Origin of the sequence: Erwinia sp. AnSW2-5 (assembly GCF_045107195.1) — a bacterium.
Classification (GTDB): Bacteria; Pseudomonadota; Gammaproteobacteria; order Enterobacterales; family Enterobacteriaceae; genus Erwinia.
In genome coordinates this window covers 141,794-163,278 of sequence record NZ_JBJGXA010000027.1, presented here as the reverse complement: position 1 = coordinate 163,278, position 21,485 = coordinate 141,794, and the positions used below count along the sequence as shown (strand labels likewise).

Here is a 21,485-nt window from a genome sequence, read left to right as displayed (position 1 = left end):
AGTAGGCATTAGCATTAATTATCATTTCATGGTGACCTATGCTTTTTAATTTTAAGGTGCACTGATGGCCAATTACATGCATCGACTGTCAATTTTTTCGAAACCAACTGAATTATTTTGACTATTTTTATTAGAATCAGGCACAGTGACTTTAAATAAGCAGATTTGTTCTTTTTCATATCCCCATTTGATCGCTAAATTAGACGTAGCAAATGGAAGCCGTGCATAAACAATGTTACCCTGTGCTACTGTTCCTACCGTATTACCATTTTCATCTCGTACAGCGGCACCCAACGGAAGCTCCTTATCTGTAGAGTAAATATTAATCAGTACCGGTCTGCCAACTGACGTTCTGTATCTTAATCTTACAATTGCGCCAGATCGCGGGATAACCTGTTGACGTGTATTTTGCAATTCAACATCTACAGATAGTCCTTTTGGATCCAGAGATATCTCATTGACTCGATATGAATTGAGATAGGGAACAACGGCATTTCCGTAGCTATTTACAATAACGCCTGAATACCCTTCCACTCTCGCACCTTCTGCATCTGGTGCGCTAATAACAGCTAATGTATCAGAGGTATATGGGCTGGCGGTGATACTATCAGACAACACCACTAATGACCCAGAGGCTCCGGTTGACAACGAGCGATAATGACTCCCCTGGCCAAATGCTCCTTGTAGGGAGCTGTAAGGTGAACGATACACGCCAGATATATTTCCTGAATTATTATCACTTTGGTCTCTGGCAGCCCCAACGTTATAACTAAACTGATCATCTCGCCCGAGCAATCCATTGAGGCTGGCCTGGCTATTTATCCCCTCAGATGTCTGACCCAGGCTCATGTTGAAGGACGGCGATCCAGTGCCAGAGCCAAGCGGTATAGAAAAGCTGATAAAATACTGGTTCTCTTGATCACCAGTAATACTTCTTACCCTATTAGCAGATATTGAATAAGAGACTCTTCCCCAGTTATTACTGTAACCAATCTGATATTGATTATCGTTACCAGATTCCCCCCAATAGTTCTGACTAAATCCACTGATGTATATCTGCCCGTAGTTCTCCGCCAGGGTTTGACTGGCTGTTAGTGACAGCCGGCTACGCGGACGCTGGAGTGTCAACTCACGGTCGTTCTTCTTTTTATAATGATCGCTATATAACATGGCATTTTTTAAATCAAGATACCCGGATGATGAGAACCGGTATGCCGCGATTGAAATACTGCTTCCTGTTTCAGCAAACATCTTACTGAATGTCGCCCTGTAGCTGCTCCCCTGACTTCTATGCTCATCTGCCGAGACTTTTGACTGAGTAATATCGAAGGCAAATGCACCTAATTGCGTGCCCACAGCAGCACCAATCAATCCTGCACTATAATCTCTAGTGCCTAAAAAACCGGTATAACCCGTTAAGCTGTTAGTCATCCCACGCTGCAGAGTAACCTGTCCAACTCTTGGCGTAAAAGAGAGGTTTAAATCTCTTAAAGTCCCGGCAACAACACTATAGTAAGTCGCGCCAGGACGAAGGAGCTGAGCAACTGAAGCATAAGGAACACTGAATGTGTTAACGCGACCATCAGCTTCGGTGATCTTAACGTTTAAATCACCACCGTAACCTGTAGGGTAGAGATCATCGATAACAAATGAACCAGGAGGCACAGTGGTGTCATACAAAAGAGCACCATTTTGTTCAACAGTGACATGCGCGTTGGTCTGTGCAACACCACGAATAACAGGAGCATAGCCTCGTTGAGAATCTGGCAACATTTTTTCCACAGTGTTTATCGCAACACCGCGGAAACCAAACGTATCGAATAATTCTCCAGATGTATTCCCGTCCCCCATCGTCAACCTGGCTTTAAGCGGCGTGATATCACGTTGGAGGTAATTTCTTATACTATTGTATTCTCTTCGGCTTTTTTTTTGCCATGTTAATGAGCCCGTATGACGAAACATCCAACCATTGAAGTTATAACCAAGGTTAGTTCCCCCATAGAAGGATTGCGATTCCTTACCATTAGTAACGGATTCATAATAATTAGTATTGTAACCCAATAATAAAGCATTCGCACCATTGTCCCACATACCTGGGTCAACAGAACCGCGTGCAGTTTTCTGCAAATTCGCCTGAGCTACTTTTATATCCAGGCGCATTTCTGACATATCAAAATGAATTTTTGCTACTGACGTTATTTTATCAATGTCACAAAATTCATTAAGTGATTCAAGTTCATCTTCCGCTTTTGGATTAAGTACAGTATCTTTGATTCCAATTTTTTCAAACAATGTTTTGGTAAAAAGCACCTTCGACTTACCTTCAATAGAAACAACAGAGATCGACTCTCTACCTATAAACTTCTCATTTAGGTAGGTGTCTGCTCTATATTCCCCAGGCTCTAATTTTGAACCATACTTAAAACGAGTTACATCAATATCACTACCCGAAGCCTGCATAAGGAAAATTGGATCAAAAATCGCTTTTTCAGATCCATTCATCTCCTCTATATCTTGAGCAATCGCAATACTGGATTGGGAAACAACAACCGAAGTAATAACGACACTCCAAAGAAATTTATTTGTCTTTTGCATGATTAAAAAACCATCAGAGGCTATTAATAAGAATCTCAAAGCTATCATCTTCTGAAGTTCCTTTTCCCGTGTGAAACTTTCTATATTAAATTATTATATTTCACTAGCCATTTCTGATGGCACTTTCTGAGATCACAATGCCACCGTAATCGGTTATTGAGCCATAACTTACTTTTGTGCCAGGGGAAACACCCATTAATACAGGGCTTTCGAATATTTTGTTTTCGCCCGGAGATAACATTTCCCCTGCTGTAGTTTTTATTTTCTTACCGTTGATATCCAGCTCTACACTGGAAATGTTAACATAATACGGTGACAGATTTTTTCCTCGCAATTTTTTATCACTAGTTAAGGTCCATTTTACGTTTTTATAGGCTTCAGTAGCACCATGCGAATTAAGCAAAGGTGGTCTGAAAAATATTTTTATACGCGACCGTATTGCCATTTGAAGTGTATTCCCCCCAGAACTTGCCCCCTTAGGTGGAATATCCAGAACATTTAACCAATACACCGACTCTTTGTCCTGAGGCAGCTGTTCCCCAGTGTAACTAATGCGTAGAGTTTGTCCTTTTCCCGGTTCCACTCTAAAAATAGGCGGCATAAGAACAAAAGGCACTTTCAGCTTATTTATCGGCGTACTTGTCTTACCATCATCTATCCATGCCTGAACTAAAGAAGGAAGCTCACCATCATTTTTTAACTGAACTGTAACCTCTCTATCTCCCTGAGGATAAATAACTCTCGTCCCCAGAACAACCACATTAGCGGATGCAATACTCCCCACGAGAAAATAAAGAAACCCTGTAAAGACACAATAACAAATCCTCTTCATTCCCTCTCCCGGAATTATATATATTATTTAATCTCAATAGAAACACAAGGCGCATAACGCCCCTTGCGTTTCTATTTATTTAAGTAATTACAGGTAGTTGATAGAGTAGGTTACTGAAGTATCAATATCCCCTGCTTCTACTTTATCAGTTGCAAAGTACTGAGCTGCATAAGTCAGTGTCGCAGTACCACCAACCAGTGCCACTGTTTTACCTGCACTCTGTGAGGTATCACCGACCTTCAGTACTTTACCATCAGCATCCATCAGCTGGACCTGAACGTTTTTAGCAGTACCATTGTTATTCAGGTTACCAGATACGCTATCAACGTTTGCACCTGCTTCGAAAAATGCCAGTACAGATTCTGAATCACCGCTACAGTTGCTCAGCACCAAATTAAAGTTCGTTGCACCAGCAACCTGATTTTTAGCACCTAACAGGTTAGAGGAGATTTTAGGCAAGTTAACTGTTGCATCTTTATTTGCACCGTTAATACTTATATTACAGGTAGAACCATCAATAGACCCCTTAAAGCTAATCGTGCCATCAGAGGCATTTGCACCAGCAGCGAAGAGAGTCATTGCAGTTGTTAATGAGGCAGCGATAATGGTTTTTTTCATAATTAATACCTTTTCCTTAAAGTTTTAATTTAATTTGAAATGCAATCATTCCAGAGTTAAACGCGATTGACGTTTATACCTTGGTTTTTTTTACTAATGCAGCAATACCAAAAATACCGGCAACACCTGCTGATGCAGTACTGGTGACAACGGCTAATGCAGCAATGCCGATAACACCAACAACACCAACAACACCAACAATACCAGCACCAATAGCCTCTCCAACATGAAGATTACCCGATGGTGAGCCATCAGGAATAAACTATTTACCTGGCTCACTGGACGAGTGATTCATATTATGAATACAACTCATAATATTCGATGGTGACCACCACACGCACTGGACACCGATTCAATTTTGGCAATTATTAACTCACGCACAATAAAAACCCCTAATAAGCTCACCGATATTCACTTGCGAACAATAGGTGTTAAAAATGTTATGCGTGAGTTGATCATTGAGTGCATGATTTTACCAACGACTATTCTTTTTTAGATTGAACTTGTTTCAAACTCAATCTATGTCGCTAGTATAACTTTTATTTCACTCTTGAGTATCAAAAAAAAGCCATACAGTAATGAATCCATCTAGATAACTATCCATAAACCCTTGGATTTTTATTCAAAAATATACTCACTCACCTTTCCCTCATTGAGCATTAAAACGCGGTCCGCACTACGAATAGTTTCCGGCCTATGTGCAATAATAACTCGTGTTATCGGCATCGATTTTATTTCCTGATTAATCAATTGCTCTCGCTGAACATCCAGATGACTTGATGCTTCATCGAGAATTAACAGGTCTGGCTGCCTGTAGAGTGCTCTTGCTAACAATACACGCTGATTTTGTCCTCCTGACAAGGATGATCCCATATCCCCCACCAGACTCTGATAAGCCATTGGCATGGCCATTATGTCATCATGTATTTGCGCTATTTTTGCAACTTTTTCAATCAGATCCTGCTGAGGCGTCGTATCAAAGAAGCAAATATTATCTGAGATAGAACCCGCGAAAAGTATGTCGTCTTGCATTACACAACCAATACGCTCCCTGTGCAGTTGCATTCCTTGTTTACGCATATCTATGCCATCGATAAAAATACTCCCTGCTTCGGGTGTTAACAAACCCAGAAGTAACTTGGCTAATGTCGTTTTCCCCTGCCCTGATGGCCCTATTATCGCTACAGACTCACCGGGATTAATCGTAAAGGAGCAATCTTCAAGAACCCAGGGTTCAGTCTCAGCATAACGAAAACTCAGTGATTCAATATTCAGCCCAGGCCCTTTAGACATATTATTGCGTGCAGGAACCGCAACACTTGCTTCCATATCTTGTTCTTTATCTGTCAGAACAATATCAGCCAATCGTTCACCGTGGAGACGGAGCATTCTAAAGTCGATAAGCGCATCGATTAAACCCGATGCACGACCAATAAATTGATCAGAAAAACTCACGAAAGCAGTCATCATCCCGACAGAGAAATTCCCATCCAGTACTTCTTTTGCTGCCAGCCAGATTAAAACCACCCTGCCAATACCACTAATAAGTCCTTGCAGAGCACTGAACCCGATGCTCAGGCGCTGGATAGCTATCCCTTTATTCGTCGTTTCAACCACAGCATTAGCATAGGAAGTCACCCTGACTTCTTGTTTATTATTAAGTTTTACCGCCTGAACACCACGTATGGATTCAAGTAATATTGATTGGGCACGCGCAGCTGTTATGATCTGATCTTCATTTGCTTGTCGGAATGGTCGAAATGAAATAAGTCGAATGAGTGCATAAGCAACAAACAACCCTATCACTACCCACGTCAAAGTCGTGTTATAAACGAATAGCAATGCCAGCGTAGCGAAGGCCATAATACCGTCAAGTATCGTACTGATAAAACGACTGGTTAAGGTACTTTGAATGGTTCCAATTGACCCAAATCTGGAAACAACATCGCCAACATGACGTGTTTCAAAATAAGCCATTGGTAAACCTAACAAGCGTGAGAAGACATTCGCGGTCCATTGCACACTTAGTAAACTTGAGAACCAGGTCGTTACCCATGAACGTATGACAGAGATCGATGTCTGCATAACAACGACTAATATAAAACCAATCCCCAATAGAGTCATCAAATCACGGTCAGCCGAAACCAGCACCTGATCCATGACCCATTGCATATAGAATGGCCCCAAAATGGCAAAAAGCTCCATCGCAACCGATAAAATAAAAATTTGTGTAAAAGCAGACCGAATTCCAATTACGCTACCGATCAGCGTAAACATGGATACCGTTTGTTTTTCTTCAATTTTTTTAAAATTCGCGCCAGGCATCAACTCTAATGCAACCCCGGTAAAACATCGGGATACTTCATCCATAGGGACATCGCGGACCCCACGCGCAGGATCATGGATTGTAATCTTATTTTTGGATACACTTTTTAAAACCACAAAGTGGTTTAGTTCCCAGTGAAGAATACAGGGACGGCGTAGTTTACCTAATTCTTCTATTTCTAAACGTAATGCGCGCCCCGCCAACCCCAGATTATGGGCGATAAGCATGACGTCCGCCAACGTAGCCCCTTTTAAGGATGTAGAGAAGCGTCGGCGCAGTGAGACCAAATCAATCGAATGTCCAAAATAGTTGGATATCATTCCCACACAGGCTAATCCACATTCTGTGGCCTGTGTCTGCTGCATCATAGGTAAACGCCGGCCCCAGCCAAAATTTAGCGCATTCAAAAAACTCATTACCAGTGTTCCTTAACAAATTGAAAGTAAATTTTTACCTTTACGAAGCCGAGCGCCGTCCTAATGCATAAAGAGGTTCTAATACCCATTCAATTAACCGGCGGTTATCAATCAGGAAGTCAGCCTCCAGTGCAATACCGGGTTTGAGATGTTCTTTTTTTCCGTAGACAAGAATATCTTGCTTATCTAAATCGACGATAACGCGATAATGTTGCTCACGAACGTCATTATTACCGGTCAATGTGGCCACCTCCTGAGGAGAAAGGGCTGTACGGGAGACCTCTGTTACATATCCATACTGCTGGCCAAATTTCTGATAAGGATAGGCTTGATAACGCAGTACCACCCTTTGCCCTTTCTGGATAAACCCAATAGACCGGCTACTTACCATCATTCTTGCCTGTAGTTTCCCATTTTCAGGTAACAGAGATACTACAGATTGCCCGGGACTGACGATTTGTCCTTGTTTCGTTAGTATTGCACCCACAACACTGTCTTGCGGTGCCTGTAAAACAACAGAACGACGCGATTCATTTTCAGCTACCTGCTGATCAATATCAGAAAGCTTACTCTGCATATCATGCTGCTGGTTAAGTGCATTCAGAGGTTGTTCACGCAACTGCTGAGATGTTTGAGCAATTTGTTGCTGCAAATCAAGCTGCTGACGTGTGGTCTCCTGAAGACGACTGTCGGTATCCAGCAGCGTGGTTTCCTGCTGCTCAACTTGCGTATTGGAGGCATAGCCTTCCTTATGCATTTGTTGGATCTTATTGAGCTGCACACGAGCAAGTTCAATTTGTCTTATACGCTGTTTCCGCTGTATTTCAGTCTGTTTTAGCTGAGATTGAAGCAGTGTTAATCGTTCTTTAAGACCTTGCATCGCTTCTTTATTAAGTGTCACCAATGCCACAAGGTCGGCTTGTAATCTAGTCCGTTGCAACTCCAGTTGATCAGCAACCATATGACGAGTTCGACCAAGTGAAGTGGCAACTTCAGACGATATTTCAATCAATGGCTGCCCTTTACGTACGCTCTGTCCCTCAGATACAGACAGTTTAACTACCGTCCCTGATACGGGAGGAGACACGGTCATAATCCCTCCGACAGGTAATAAATCACCCACTGCAGTTTCTCGTTTTGTATAACTTCCAAAAACAAAAAAAATCACTAGTGAGGTAGTAATAAAGGCAACAACACCAATAACAAGCCAACGATAAGGAGGACAATAGAGAGCTACTGATCCAATCATTTTAGTCTTATTTGATTCAAGTGCTTCCTTTCTAAACAATGACTCACTCATTCTGTTTCATCCATACGATTTTCATTTTTTACATAATCAGAGCAATCAAATTTTGACAACTGCTCATAGTTGAGGCTCCCAGTAACATGGAATAATTCCAGTATGGAGGTTAAGTATTTAAACCTAGCTTCTGATATTGCCCGAATCGCTTCATAATAACTTTGCTGTGCCGTCAATTCATCTACAATAGTCCGCAATCCTAAATCCCGACCATATTGTGTTGAATCAACTTTATTCTTAGCCGAGAGAGCGGCCTTTTTTTGTGCCTTTAACAATGCTAAACCATTGGTAATACCTAAGTAAGCCGACCGCGCTTCCTGCCTTACCTTACGCTGAGTATCCAGGAGAGTATCCCTGGCCTGCTCTCGACGGTATAATGCCTCCCTGGATTGGGATAATTGCCCTCCGCCCTGGAAGATAGGCATCGACACATTAATTCCTACGAGGGTATTACGCGTCTTGGATGTGGTACCAAAAATACTATCCAACACGTTTTCTCCTTCACCCCGACTCCAGTTTCCACCATATGACCCCTGCAAAGAAACGACAGGGAGATGAGCACTCGTTGCCCCTAACATATCGGCATCTGCTTTTTTCAGCTGTAATTGGGCAGTTTTTACATCCAGGTTATTTCTTGCTGCTTCATCCATGACGATCTTTAGATCGTGAGAAATATCAGGTCTGATACAGGATGAGTTAATTTGGCTTATCTCATCAGCATTTAAACCAGTCAAACGCTGATAGAGACCATTCGCGACTTCAAGATCATTACGATTTGCTATCTCTTTTGCTAAAGCAGCGTCATAGTTTGCCTGTGCTTCATCGACATCAGTACGAGTACCCTCACCCAAACGGAGAGCTGCTTTTGCTTGTCCCAACTGTTTTCCAAAAGCCTGTGATGCACTGCGTGTTGCCTGTAAAACCTCTCGCTGATATAGCACCTGAAAATAAGCATCTGACACATCAACAATCAGTTTTTGCTGAGCTGCATAAAACTCAACATCAGCCATATCCGAAATGGCCATGCCTTGTTTAAGCGCTGCGATCTTTGACATATCAAACAGAGGTTGTGTTATGTTGACTCCATAACTATGACGTTTTACCGCTGCTGCATATGACGCATGTGGTTGGTCTTGCTTTGTATAACTCGACTCAATACCAATATTTGGTAATAAACCTGCAACACCCTGATCAAATTTTTCATTCCCTGCCTCTTTTGAAAATCGTGCTGAATTAATCCCTGAATCATAACTCGATGCAGCACCTACAGCATCTTTCAAAGTTGTAGCAAATACAGTACCTATCGACTGAAGAACAAACAGCGTAATAATTGAACCCTTCAAAGCTCTAAACATTATATACTCAACAATAATAATTAAATTAAACCATTTTCGTAGGCATAGCGAATAAGTTCAATATTAGAAGTTATACCCAGTCGACGCATCGCATTATGCTTTTGAGTTGAAATGGTACTTATGCTTCTACTTTGACGATCAGCAATTGATGCCAGTGTAAGCCCGCCCGAAAACATCCTAATAACTTCAAGCTCTCGTGGTGTTAAGGCCGGTGTTTTTTTGATTTTTGATTCATCTGAGCGCAATATTTTATATGCACTTGATGATAAAAACTTGTCGTTGTATCTCATCACATGGTCGCATGCCTGTGTAATCTCATCGATGCTATCAGATTTACTTACAATGGCACTAACACCGTAATCTAACGCTTTGGTTAGAATCGCTGAATTCCTCTGTGAAGTTAAAAGGATTAATTTCACCTTCGGTGCAGCGGCATGAATCATTTTTATTTTTGTAAAACCGTCTAATTTTGCCTCATTATGATCAACTGCGAAATCAGTGATAGCAATATCGGTTGGTTGTTTAGACAAGCGTTTTAGTAGTTCTTCACCCACGATTGTTTTATACAAAAGTTCATACTTCTCCTGCTGCGAAAAAATAGCCAGCAGAGAGTTCAAAATATGGGGGTGATCATCAGAAATGGCTACTGTTGCCTTTCTCATATGTATCTCTCTTTTTAAAGCACATAATCATCTACATATAATGAACGTTTCATTTCATTCATTTTCGTGTATGTAATAAACATCTACAATGCAAGGCGTGAGACTTATCTTACGAGGGCCAATCTACAGTATTGGAGTAAGGTTAAAAAAATGATTTTTTCTATCCAGCAATAGTTAAGACTATTAATGATGTGCCATCAGTTATATCCTAGCGATGCCTTGCAAAAGCGATTCTAAAGAGCATACTGCAACAACGCCCCCCACACGCAACCTCCCATCAATTATTTAAGTCTCTGATTTAAAAGTTATTGTTAATTTATAACTCAATTCTAATCACAGTTCTCTGTTATAGCAGCTAGTTAAGATCTTAAGTAAAAAAATGCAGTTATTACTATCTTTTTTGAAGGACACGACAAGATACATTTTTATCTTTTTTTTATTTTCAACACTCTACTTAAGATACTGCCAACTCACAAAGTTAGTACAACGAACCTAAAATAGTTATTTTTTTAGTTTTTTTATCTATAAAAAATTAATAGTCAGCATAAAAAGCTATCACAATTTAAAATAATTACATCGCATCCATCTAAACACTAGGAATTTAACTTTTTCTTCAGCCGTAAGATTTTTCTTGGAAATATGGGGGGGAGGTATAGAAATCGTCTGTAAAACTTATTTCTGGTTTTTTTGTGCCCTATAATCGTTATATTGCATTCTTAGATTTTGTAGCAGCACACCAAATTTTGTTCACCTCAATAGAGGTCATAACATCACAACAGCATCCCGATATAACCCCATAGCCGGTCACACCAGAAAAAATCATCAGTACTTATTACGACCTGAAAGTATACAACTCGTACTCGTTCGGGTTTACTCTGTGGTTAAAGCTGCCACAGCTATAAATATTGCAGCGAGGGTCATGATGAGAGTGATCGGATTGAGGGCAGAGAAGATTATTGAAAATCTGAATATCCCAGTTGCAAGCAGCATTGCAATTGTTATAACATAACGTCAAATGTAAGTTATTGAGACTCTTATCCTCTGCGATACCCGTGGTATAACAGAAGCCTAATCATACATGTTGCTTGTCTATGTCATTTGGCAAGCTCAGGCAAGCCTTGCTTATGGTCATGGGACAGAGTAAGTAATTTATCATCTTACTCAGATCTTGCGCTCCAGTATAACGCACTGAATTTCATCAAGTTTAATGTTCGCATCAAATAATGTAACACCTTTATTGCAGGGATTACTGTACGATAGTGCACTTCTAATAAGCCTGAAAACAGGATCAGTTCCAGATACATGAATGCTAGCGAAGCCAACCCAGAGATAATGAGTTACACCTCAGAATTTACAGCCAACTTAGATCTCATCAATTTAATAATGGTTTAACGCCTAATCAGTCAGAACGACTTTCTGAAAAAAAGTTGAAATATGGGTCAGTTGTCTACGATATCCTAACGTCATGCCCACAAGAAGGATTGAAGAGTCTGGCTTCATATACTGATGACTATCAGAAATCGAGATCCTCCCATAGCTGTTCGAAAACACATGGGCTAAGGTGCGTAGCAAAAACTCATGATACCACGCAATAAATTATAAAAAGTTCCATAAATCGATGGTATGATTGTCCCCTTATTTTTATGAAGAGTACCTTATCCACACGTCACGGTTCAGCTAAGGTTACTTTTTGGACTTTAAATTACTGCCAGCACAAGTACGAAACACTCGCAACACTGTTGCCTGTAAAAATCAATGAAGAACCCTAAGTACATGAAAGACATAACTAAATAAAAATTAATATTGTTACACAATGCCTTTTCCCAGCATTGTTCCTTACATTTTTTGCACTTTTTTAGCATAAACAATACCAAGAATAGTCTTAAGAGATTCCAAAAATGCATTATGAGATTGATGAAATGGTGGGTTTTGATCCTGTAACCGGGCAACTATGGGTTCTGAATGCATCTAATAATCGAAGTACCCTACCCAGATTTGCATCTCAGCTACTAGAAATATTGATAATTGAGAATGAAAAATCCCTCAGCAGAGAGCACCTTCTCGATACCATTTGGCATAATAATGGACTCTCTGCTTCAGGCAATAACCTGAATAACTACATTTCGATCATACGCCGTGCTCTGTCTTCTCTTGGACTGAACAACATCATCATCACCATTCCTAAATATGGTTTCAGTTTTCATGCCAGCCGCATTGTAAAAATAGAAGCACCCCAACCTTCAAATAATGAAGAGATAAAAGACACTGAAAAATTTGAAAATACATTAAAAAACCAAAAACCTATTTCCTCACGAGATTCAGGAAAAGGGTTCATGGTGAAAATGACATGGATTTCTATATTTTCATGCTTATTTATTCTTGTAGTCCTGGTACTGTATGCATACTTTATATATTACTCTCACCTACCAAAATCAGCATTGGGAAAATTTAAAGGTAAGTATGAGAACTGTAATATTTATGCAATATGGAACGGTCAGCATGATTTTTATACGACGGACATGATTTCAGCTGAAATAAAAGATCTAATCAATAACGAAAATTTAAGTTGCAAATCTGAATCAGACATATATATATACAAAGAAGGAAAAACTAAATCCATTCCATTTTTATCACAGCGTGTGGTGATCTCACACTGTCCTGACACACCACTGTCTAGATGTAGAAATATCCATCGCGACATAATTAATCATAACTAACCTGTATCTATGAAAACCCTAAATAGGAGCTAACTTATGATAATCAGTCATCACAAGTTAGCATAAAAAGCAACCATTAGAACGTTTCTCTTCTAATGGTTTTGAAAAATAAAAAGGATTTTTATGAAATTAAAACACCTAACCAATCGAATAATATTAATGATATATATTTCATTGACATTATTAGTTATATTCGAAATTTTCACGTCAATGAATCTTATTGAAGATAAAAAAATATCTTGTGAATCAAGTTTCATTATCTATAAGGATGATGTCAACATCAATTTATTCATTCAATATAACATTTTTATGGATGATGGTTTCATCAATCTCAGTGGGAGTATGTACAGATCGGGTAAGTTCATACGAGATCTAAACACAAAAATTAATTTCAAATACACTAAAAAAGACACTCGTTATTCATTGTACTCAACAAACATCGAATCATCACTGCTCACTGATTTAGAATTAGCACAAATAGAGGATTTTTTACCTGAGTTTTATCTCAAAAATAACATTAACTGGTCCATTCAAATTTTGAGACAAAATGAAAATAACTTTCTTTTCATGTCGAGCAGTACGCCCTCATTTTTATGTATTAGTAGGTAATGCCTGGCTTTTATAAAATCTCACACTCACTTTTTATTTATTCATGGCAATTGAGTTTACAGTCAACATTAGATTACCCCCTATATACCTCCATTATCAGCATTACAGCTTTCTCATCTCAACTTCTATAAATTGTCACATTCACCATTGTTTATACGATTTATTTAGATTATATGCTTTTATGTTTTTCACTTCCATTATATAATAACAAGAATAATCTTAATTGTACACGGGGTGTTTTTTGAATAATGCAGAGTGGCTCCTCCACCTCCCTTGGTACATCTTACTGCAGAAGAGCACTTACATGGTTAATATTGGACGTAATGTAGTCTATTTTTCAGCACCGGCTATGATACTCGTTGTTGGCTTATGTGCACTTTTTTTTATTCACAAAAAATCTACATTTTCATGTGATGCTGACATCTTATATTTCGAAAATAATCAAATGAAAGGTAATTTACAATTATCATTACATTTATATTATGATAATACAGGCTCTTTTGATCTCTATGGTTATGCCAATAACCCCAACACAAACTCAACAACTAAGATGGCACGTAGAGTGAACTTCAAATATAAAAAACAAAACAGTATTTTTTTTATTGAGCATACAAACACTATAAAATATAACAATGACAATACTAAAGATAGTATGCTACCTGAATTTATAAGCAGTACACAGCAGATTATTAATATAGAAAAGTTGAATGGTGATAATTACATAGTATATGACAAGGTATCTCCTGCTTTTACGTGCAAAAAAAACCTTAACAAGTAAAGGCTAAAGGCTACTATAACGACAAATTATAAAAAAGGGTTTTTCATACCCTTTTATTTATTTTTAGCTGTAAAATATAATCATAATTTTATATTTTTTGCTACGGTACTAATGCCAAATAAAGAGGCAACAACTGCCACACCAGCGAGCATCACGACACCAATACCAATTGCTTTTCCAATGTGACCACTATCAGGAGTAGGGACATTCGGTACCAAACCAGGAGTCGACTCACTGGAAGAATGTCCTAATCCGCGAAAGAACCCCAGGATATTAGAAGGGGACCACCATGCTGCACCGCTAACTTCATAAACTTCGTTGCTTTTCAATTCACGCATAATTCCGCTCACTCATTTATATACTTGATAGGTTATTTATTTACCCAATAATAAATAGATTTCATTATTGGCTTCATAAAAGAGCCAACCAAATTTGAGAATCCCCTACCGATAACATCACCATTAAGGGGATTATTCGAGGATAATAAAAAATCATAGATATCTTTAACTGACTGGACTACATCAAACTTACCGCCCGAAACGGAAATAACTTCGTATTTCTTCAAATCTCTCACTTCATCCAACCTCATCTCTACAAAAATTAAAATTTCCTTACTGATACATATAAAATATTTATAAAAAATGTAATAGTATTAGCAAAGAACCTTTCACTGAACACAGTACGTGCTACTTATTCATATTAGATGTAATTTAAAATCCATTCGCATTACAAGTTTAACTATAAAAATCAAAATGTTATATAAAATCAAGTTACGAGAACATTTGTTATAAAACTAACATTCACTATCATTGCATAGTCCATACAATGAAGCAGCTCAGGCCCCTGAGGTATAATAACAAAAGTTACTATTATTTTTTTGTTAAAGCATATAGCTGTCTCAGCTGGAATCCATAAGCAAGGTGATCTATAAAATCGCTGACTTGTAAATAGTATGGCATTCAGGATGCTGAAAGCACGCTAATATGCAGTTCGTCAGAACTCTTTCATTTAAAATATTGACCGGACATACTGAACAAATATATTACTTCTTAACCTATTCAGAATGATAAATTAAACTCAGAAAGACATAGAGGGGTTTTTAATTTAAAAACCACCATTAACAATAAATAATTGAAAGCAGAAAGATAAAAGCAAGAGATTTTCATTAAACCCTCTTGCTTTTGTTTATATCTTAAACTTTGGGCGTTGGAATCCCCTGGTCATACCACTGTTCTGTAGACTGATTGAAAGTATCTAAAGTTTTATCCCAGTCATTAACAAAACCATATACTGCACCAGTCACCACACCAGTAATTCCACCGATAACCATAGTTACAGCGGCTGCGATTGCTCCAATGCCGAGAATACCACCAGTACTACCACCTGAAACGCCACCTTTAGATACGCCGACGTTAAAACCAGCAACTGCACCAAGAACTGATGCACCTAAACGGCTAAATAAACCTGCACCAGATACACTTTCCACTTCCATAATACTTAGTTCGCGCATTTTATAACTCCATTAAGTTTTTAAAAATTATTCATATTCATTTGAATAATCATATATTCAATTTACAATTTTAGGATGTATCACCTGTCAAATAATCAAGCCATCCATTCATAACAACATTTCAGGATGACTCTTTTTTTTAAAAACACAGGTTTGTCCCTAGGTGCTTATTATCATTTTATTTGAACTACATGTATATAAACATAAGTCCATTATCCTGTGGGTATTTATCATATAAAATCTAACATTAACCTCATCTAGAATTAGCCTGTTCTAATAGATGAACCATATCCAAAGTAATTCGAGTCACCCGCAGGCAGCAAGCGACTGAATCCCTGGCGGCATAGCCAACTATGTGACCAGAAAGAGTGAACGCAGCTAACACCTAAGCAGCTTGAAGTATGGCAGGCATATTAGTGCTAACTGCCCTTATCCCCCGTTGATTAGCACAACCTGGTGTTAATGTGGATAGGTCATCCCCTGCAGCATTTGCGGTGCGCCTTCAATTTTTACCTGTGACAGCACGTGGCCCGCTGGGATAATATAACGGTTAAAATATCCTGATGCCTGTCATGCCGTCATGTGCGCGTAAGACCCGGTTTTCACCTATATCAGCCATATCCTTGCCTGCATGCTTCATCATCGATACCGTTTGAGATGGCAAGGATTTTCAATGGATTGGAGCATTCCACCTGATGAACAACACCGATAATTTATCCTCGCACACCCCAATGATGCAGCAGTATCTGCGCCTCAAGGCTGACCATCCTGAAATCCTGCTGTTCTATCGTATGGGCGACTTCTACGAACTGTTCTATGACGATGCAAAACGTGCCTCTCAACTGCTGGAAATTTCCCTGACCAAACGCGGTGCCTCGGCCGGTGAACCGATCCCGATGGCGGGCGTGCCTTACCACTCGCTGGAAAACTACCTCGCGAAGCTGGTGCAGCTGGGCGAGTCGGTGGCGATTTGCGAACAGATCGGCGATCCGGCGTTAAGCAAAGGTCCGGTTGAGCGTAAAGTGGTGCGCATTGTCACTCCCGGCACCATCAGCGACGAAGCGCTGCTGAATGAGCGTCAGGACAACCTGCTGGCGGCGATCTGGCAAAGCCAGCGCGGCTTTGGTTATGCCACCCTCGATATCAGCTCTGGTCGCTTCCGCCTTGCTGAACCGACCGATCTTGAAACCATGGCGGCCGAACTGCAACGTACCAATCCGGCAGAACTGCTGTATCCGGAAGACTTCGCCGCGATGGCATTGATTGAAAACCGTCGTGGCCTGCGCCGTCGTCCACTGTGGGAGTATGAGCTGGACACCGCCCGCCAGCAGCTCAATCTGCAATTCGCCACCCGCGATCTCAGCGGCTTTGGCGTCGAGCAGGCGTATCATGCGCTGCGCGCTGCGGGCTGCCTGTTACAGTACGTCAAAGATACTCAGCGCACCTCGCTGCCGCATATCCGTGCGCTGACGATGGAGCGCCAGCAGGATGGCATCATCATGGATGCCGCCACCCGCCGTAATCTGGAGATCACACAGAACCTCTCGGGTGGTATTGAGAACACCCTCGCCTCGGTACTGGATAAAACCGTCACGCCGATGGGTAGCCGTATGCTGAAGCGCTGGCTGCATATGCCGGTGCGCGATACCCAGGTCATTAGCCAACGCCAGCAGAGCATCAGTGCATTACAGGATCTCAATGAAGGCCTTACGCCACTGCTGCGCCAGGTCGGTGATCTTGAGCGAATTCTGGCGCGTCTGGCGCTGCGCACGGCACGCCCGCGAGATTTGGCCCGTATGCGCCACGCCTTCCAGCAACTGCCATTACTGAACAGCGAGTTGGAAAATACCGACACTGCACACCTGCAAACCCTGCGTGGGCAAATGGGTGAATTCACCGAGCTGCGTGAGTTGCTGGAGCGCGCCATCATTGAGGCACCACCGGTTCTGGTGCGCGATGGCGGTGTGATTGCCCCCGGCTACAATGACGAGCTGGACGAATGGCGTGCTCTGGCCGATGGTGCGACTGACTATCTGGATCGTCTGGAGATCCGCGAACGCGAAAAACTGGGGCTGGATACGCTCAAAGTTGGCTTTAATGGCGTTCACGGTTATTACATCCAGGTCAGTCGTGGCCAGAGCCATCTGGTTCCTATCCACTATGTCCGCCGCCAGACGCTGAAAAATGCCGAACGCTACATTATTCCTGAGCTGAAAGAGTATGAAGATAAGGTGCTGACCTCAAAAGGGAAGGCGCTGTCGCTGGAGAAAGCGTTATACGACCAGTTGCTCGATATGCTGCTGCCGCATCTTGAAGCCTTACAGGACAGCGCGGCTGCACTAGCCGAACTGGATGTGTTAAGTAACCTGGCAGAACGCGCCTGGGCGCTGAACTATAGCTGCCCGACACTGACCGATAAGCCGGGAATTAAACTGACCGGCGGCCGTCATCCGGTGGTGGAACAGGTACTGAAAGAACCGTTTATCGCCAACCCGCTGTCGCTCTCTCCTCAGCGACGCATGCTGGTGGTGACCGGGCCGAATATGGGCGGTAAAAGTACCTATATGCGCCAGGCGGCACTGATCACCCTGATGGCCTACATCGGCAGCTTTGTGCCTGCAACTCAGGCCGTGATCGGTCCGGTGGACCGTATCTTTACCCGCGTCGGCGCAGCCGATGACCTGGCTTCGGGTCGCTCAACCTTTATGGTCGAGATGACGGAAACCGCCAATATCCTGCATAACGCCACCGAATTCAGCCTGGTGTTGATGGATGAGATCGGCCGCGGAACCTCTACCTACGATGGCCTGTCGCTGGCCTGGGCCTGTGCTGAAAGTCTGGCCAGCCGCATCAAGGCAATGACGCTGTTTGCCACTCACTATTTCGAGCTGACAACACTGCCAGAACAGATTGAAGGTGTAGCGAACGTGCATCTGGATGCAGTGGAGCATGGCGAAACCATCGCCTTTATGCATAGCGTGCAGGAGGGGGCAGCCAGTAAAAGTTACGGCCTGGCCGTGGCGGCACTGGCCGGGGTGCCGAAAGAGGTGATTAAGCGTGCGCGTCAGAAGCTGAAAGAGCTGGAAGCGTTGTCTGGCAGCGCGGCAGCGACAAAAGCGGACGGTTCGCAGCTTCCCTTGCTGGTGGAGGAGACCTCACCGGCATTAGAAGCCCTTGAGGCGCTGGACCCGGATTCACTCTCGCCGCGTCAGGCGCTGGAGTGGGTCTACAGGTTGAAGTCTCTTATGTAGAACGCGGGCCTTCTGTGTCGGTCCGCTTACCATGCCTCAACCCGATGAAACCCTGCGTTGAGGCCGCTTGTCTGGGCACGTTAATACGGGGTATGAGACAAACTGCAGACAAAAAAAAACGGTAACCGAGGTTACCGTTTCTTGCATGACTTAGTTTATCAGGCGGTTGCGCAATTTCTTGCGCAACCTGCTCCGCTATTTTTATTCGCGAAACAGTGCTTCAATGTTCAGCCCCTGGGCCTGCAGGATCTCACGCAGGCGGCGTAAACCTTCAACCTGAATCTGGCGTACACGCTCGCGGGTCAAACCAATTTCACGACCCACATCTTCCAGTGTTGCCGCTTCATAGCCCAACAGGCCGAAACGACGTGCCAGCACTTCACGCTGCTTGGCGTTCAGTTCGAACAACCACTTAACGATGCTTTGCTTCATATCATCGTCCTGCGTGGTATCTTCCGGGCCGTTATCTTTTTCGTCGGCCAGGATGTCCAGCAGCGCTTTCTCAGAATCACCGCCCAGAGGCGTATCAACGGAGGTAATGCGTTCGTTGAGGCGCAGCATCCGGCTGACATCATCAACAGGTTTATCTAACTTCTCGGCAATCTCTTCCGCACTTGGCTCATGGTCGAGCTTATGGGAAAGTTCACGCGCAGTACGCAGATAAACGTTCAATTCTTTCACAATATGAATCGGCAGGCGGATGGTACGGGTTTGATTCATAATCGCCCGTTCAATCGTCTGACGAATCCACCATGTGGCATACGTTGAGAAGCGGAACCCTCTTTCCGGGTCAAACTTCTCTACCGCGCGGATCAGACCGAGGTTACCTTCTTCAATCAGATCCAGCAGTGCCAGACCACGATTGCTATAGCGACGGGCGATTTTCACCACCAGACGCAGGTTACTTTCGATCATGCGGCGACGAGAAGGAATGTCACCACGGAGTGCACGACGAGCGAAGAACACTTCCTCCTCTGCCGTAAGCAACGGAGAATAACCAATCTCTCCTAAGTAGAGCTGTGTTGCATCCAGTACACGCTGGGTTGCGCCCTGTGATAACAGCTCTTCTTCTGCTAAGTCGTTATCACCAGGTTCATTTCCGACAAGTGCCTTCTCATCAAAAACCTCAGCTCCGTTTTCGTCGAATTCCGCGTCTTCATTTAACTCGTTAACTTTCAGCGTATTCTGGCTCATAAGCGGCTCCTACCCGTGATCTCAGGGCAGAACACCAGGGTTCTGCCGGATTAGCGTTGCGGTAAATAACGCAACGGATTTACGGATTTCCCCTTGTAACGAATTTCAAAGTGCAATCTAACCGAACTCGTGCCGGTATTACCCATTGTGGCGATCTTCTGGCCCGCTTTCACTTCTTGTTGTTCACGGACCAGCATGGAATCGTTGTGGGCATACGCACTCAGGTAGTCATCATTATGTTTGATGATAATCAAATTACCGTAGCCACGCAGAGCGTTACCGGCATAAACCACGCGGCCAGAGGCGGTGGAGATGACGGACTGACCGCGCGAACCCGCAATATCGATGCCTTTATTGCCACCTTCGGAAGCAGAGAAATTATCGATAATCTTACCGTCTGTCGGCCAACGCCAGCTTCCCACAGGGGTTGCGCTGTCTGTTGTACTACTGACGGTCGGGGCGGTAACCGGAACTGTTGTCGTTGCAGCAGTTTTCCCGGACGAAGGCAACATTTTACCTTCACTTGGTGTACCTGAATCCTCAGAATACGTAATTACGGGTTGGTGTGCAACCGTTCCGGTGTTCATTTGTGAGCCAGAAGAGGCCGTGGTCATGCCGCCTGCATTTGCATCAGCTGCCGTGACCGCATTGCCACCCGTAATTGGCGTGCCGGAGCCATTCGCCACCTGTAATTGCTGGCCAACGTTGAGACCATAAGGTGCTGCGACGTTATTACGCTGTGCCAAATCACGGAAATCGTTACCGGTAATCCAGGCAATATAGAACAGCGTATCACCCCGTTTTACGGTGTAGGTATCGCCGCCATAACTGCCTTTAGGAATATTCCCATAACTGCGGTTATACACAATTCGACCGTTTTCGGTGACCACATTCGGATTCTGGCTAACTGATGCAGAGGAGGAGGAAATCATCCCACCACCCGATGCAGGTGGGCGCGCCGGGCGAATAAACCCGCCGTTGCTGCCACCCGCACTGCTGATCATGCCCGAGTTACCGGAATTGCCGCTCATCATGCCGGAGTCATTTCCGCCAACTGAGCTGATGGGGGCCTGCGCGTTATCGTTGCTGGTACAACCTGCCAGCCAAAATCCTACTAATGAAACGGCCGCAAGACGGCGTAACTTAAATACTGGGCTTCCCGTGCTCATTCAATCCCCCATAACGGCAATACTTTGACGAAAAAAATATAAACAACATAACAGCTGCACGACTGACGGCATTAAGCCCGCATGCGCAAATTTAGTCAGATACTAGCAATATCAATGACAGCGTGCCATGAAACAGTTGTATAGAAATATCCT

14 protein-coding genes are annotated in these 21,485 nt (G+C 42.7%); 3 read left to right on the top strand and 11 right to left on the bottom strand.

Annotated features, from left to right (window positions below):
- Positions 1-72: 72 nt before the first annotated feature.
- From ACFL9S_RS17665 to ACFL9S_RS17635, 7 genes are all read right to left on the bottom strand, one after another.
- Positions 73-2,643: a fimbria/pilus outer membrane usher protein gene (locus tag ACFL9S_RS17665; protein WP_405263170.1), complete on the bottom strand. Its 2,571-nt coding sequence runs from the start codon at positions 2,641-2,643 to the stop codon at positions 73-75.
- Between the two features lie 55 nt (positions 2,644-2,698).
- Positions 2,699-3,427 (bottom strand): molecular chaperone, encoded by a 729-nt coding sequence (locus tag ACFL9S_RS17660; protein WP_405263169.1) that lies wholly within the window; start codon positions 3,425-3,427, stop codon positions 2,699-2,701.
- An 87-nt stretch (positions 3,428-3,514) separates the two neighbouring features.
- Complete coding sequence (locus tag ACFL9S_RS17655; RefSeq protein ID WP_405263168.1) at positions 3,515-4,045, bottom strand: fimbrial protein; 531 nt, start codon at positions 4,043-4,045, stop codon at positions 3,515-3,517.
- A 618-nt stretch (positions 4,046-4,663) separates the two neighbouring features.
- Entirely contained in the window at positions 4,664-6,787 is a 2,124-nt protein-coding gene (locus tag ACFL9S_RS17650) for a peptidase domain-containing ABC transporter (protein ID WP_405263167.1), read from the bottom strand.
- 40 nt (positions 6,788-6,827) lie between these two features.
- Positions 6,828-8,087 (bottom strand): HlyD family secretion protein, encoded by a 1,260-nt coding sequence (locus ACFL9S_RS17645; RefSeq protein ID WP_405263166.1) that lies wholly within the window; start codon positions 8,085-8,087, stop codon positions 6,828-6,830.
- Positions 8,084-9,442, bottom strand: a complete 1,359-nt coding sequence (locus tag ACFL9S_RS17640) for a TolC family outer membrane protein (RefSeq protein ID WP_405263165.1) — start codon at positions 9,440-9,442, stop codon at positions 8,084-8,086. The genes ACFL9S_RS17645 and ACFL9S_RS17640 overlap by 4 nt, the downstream gene beginning before the upstream one ends.
- 20 nt (positions 9,443-9,462) lie before the next feature.
- Positions 9,463-10,104, bottom strand: coding sequence for a response regulator (locus tag ACFL9S_RS17635; RefSeq protein ID WP_405263164.1), 642 nt, complete (start codon positions 10,102-10,104; stop codon positions 9,463-9,465).
- Between the two features lie 1,898 nt (positions 10,105-12,002).
- On the opposite strand from ACFL9S_RS17635, the gene ACFL9S_RS17630 reads away from it, so the two are divergent.
- Positions 12,003-12,821, top strand: coding sequence for a transcriptional regulator (locus tag ACFL9S_RS17630; protein ID WP_405263163.1), 819 nt, complete (start codon positions 12,003-12,005; stop codon positions 12,819-12,821).
- 913 nt (positions 12,822-13,734) lie between these two features.
- Positions 13,735-14,208, top strand: coding sequence for a hypothetical protein (locus tag ACFL9S_RS17625; RefSeq protein WP_405263162.1), 474 nt, complete (start codon positions 13,735-13,737; stop codon positions 14,206-14,208).
- 80 nt (positions 14,209-14,288) lie between these two features.
- Here the strand turns inward: ACFL9S_RS17625 and ACFL9S_RS17620 are convergent, their stop codons facing one another.
- Together ACFL9S_RS17620 and ACFL9S_RS17615 are read right to left on the bottom strand one after the other, a co-directional pair.
- On the bottom strand, positions 14,289-14,546 hold the full coding sequence (locus ACFL9S_RS17620) for a hypothetical protein (protein ID WP_405263161.1): 258 nt from the start codon (positions 14,544-14,546) through the stop codon (positions 14,289-14,291).
- Positions 14,547-15,400: 854 nt separating this feature from the next.
- Entirely contained in the window at positions 15,401-15,718 is a 318-nt protein-coding gene (locus ACFL9S_RS17615) for a hypothetical protein (protein WP_405263160.1), read from the bottom strand.
- A gap of 695 nt (positions 15,719-16,413) precedes the next feature.
- On the opposite strand from ACFL9S_RS17615, the gene mutS reads away from it, so the two are divergent.
- Positions 16,414-18,969 carry a DNA mismatch repair protein MutS gene (gene mutS / locus ACFL9S_RS17610; RefSeq protein WP_405263159.1) on the top strand — a complete coding sequence of 852 codons (2,556 nt, stop codon included), beginning with the start codon at positions 16,414-16,416 and terminating at the stop codon, positions 18,967-18,969.
- A gap of 201 nt (positions 18,970-19,170) precedes the next feature.
- Here the strand turns inward: mutS and rpoS are convergent, their stop codons facing one another.
- A complete protein-coding gene (gene rpoS / locus ACFL9S_RS17605; RefSeq protein WP_405263158.1) occupies positions 19,171-20,163 on the bottom strand; it encodes an RNA polymerase sigma factor RpoS in 993 nt (330 codons plus the stop codon).
- Between the two features lie 50 nt (positions 20,164-20,213).
- Positions 20,214-21,332: a murein hydrolase activator NlpD gene (gene nlpD, locus ACFL9S_RS17600; protein WP_405263157.1), complete on the bottom strand. Its 1,119-nt coding sequence runs from the start codon at positions 21,330-21,332 to the stop codon at positions 20,214-20,216.
- Between the last annotated feature and the right edge of the window lie 153 nt (positions 21,333-21,485).

Bases quoted from the DNA above. Each gene is read 5' to 3' on its own strand.
- ACFL9S_RS17665 (WP_405263170.1), bottom strand. From the start codon at position 2,643: ATGATAGCTTTGAGATTCTTATTAATAGCCTCTGATGGTTTTTTAATC.
- rpoS (WP_405263158.1), bottom strand. From the start codon at position 20,163: ATGAGCCAGAATACGCTGAAAGTTAACGAGTTAAATGAAGACGCGGAA.
- ACFL9S_RS17635 (WP_405263164.1), bottom strand. From the start codon at position 10,104: ATGAGAAAGGCAACAGTAGCCATTTCTGATGATCACCCCCATATTTTG.
- ACFL9S_RS17640 (WP_405263165.1), bottom strand. From the start codon at position 9,442: ATGTTTAGAGCTTTGAAGGGTTCAATTATTACGCTGTTTGTTCTTCAG.
- ACFL9S_RS17630 (WP_405263163.1), top strand. From the start codon at position 12,003: ATGCATTATGAGATTGATGAAATGGTGGGTTTTGATCCTGTAACCGGG.
- ACFL9S_RS17615 (WP_405263160.1), bottom strand. From the start codon at position 15,718: ATGCGCGAACTAAGTATTATGGAAGTGGAAAGTGTATCTGGTGCAGGT.
- nlpD (WP_405263157.1), bottom strand. From the start codon at position 21,332: ATGAGCACGGGAAGCCCAGTATTTAAGTTACGCCGTCTTGCGGCCGTT.
- ACFL9S_RS17625 (WP_405263162.1), top strand. From the start codon at position 13,735: ATGGTTAATATTGGACGTAATGTAGTCTATTTTTCAGCACCGGCTATG.
- ACFL9S_RS17650 (WP_405263167.1), bottom strand. From the start codon at position 6,787: ATGAGTTTTTTGAATGCGCTAAATTTTGGCTGGGGCCGGCGTTTACCT.
- ACFL9S_RS17660 (WP_405263169.1), bottom strand. From the start codon at position 3,427: ATGAAGAGGATTTGTTATTGTGTCTTTACAGGGTTTCTTTATTTTCTC.
- ACFL9S_RS17645 (WP_405263166.1), bottom strand. From the start codon at position 8,087: ATGAGTGAGTCATTGTTTAGAAAGGAAGCACTTGAATCAAATAAGACT.
- ACFL9S_RS17655 (WP_405263168.1), bottom strand. From the start codon at position 4,045: ATGAAAAAAACCATTATCGCTGCCTCATTAACAACTGCAATGACTCTC.
- mutS (WP_405263159.1), top strand. From the start codon at position 16,414: ATGAACAACACCGATAATTTATCCTCGCACACCCCAATGATGCAGCAG.
- ACFL9S_RS17620 (WP_405263161.1), bottom strand. From the start codon at position 14,546: ATGCGTGAATTGAAAAGCAACGAAGTTTATGAAGTTAGCGGTGCAGCA.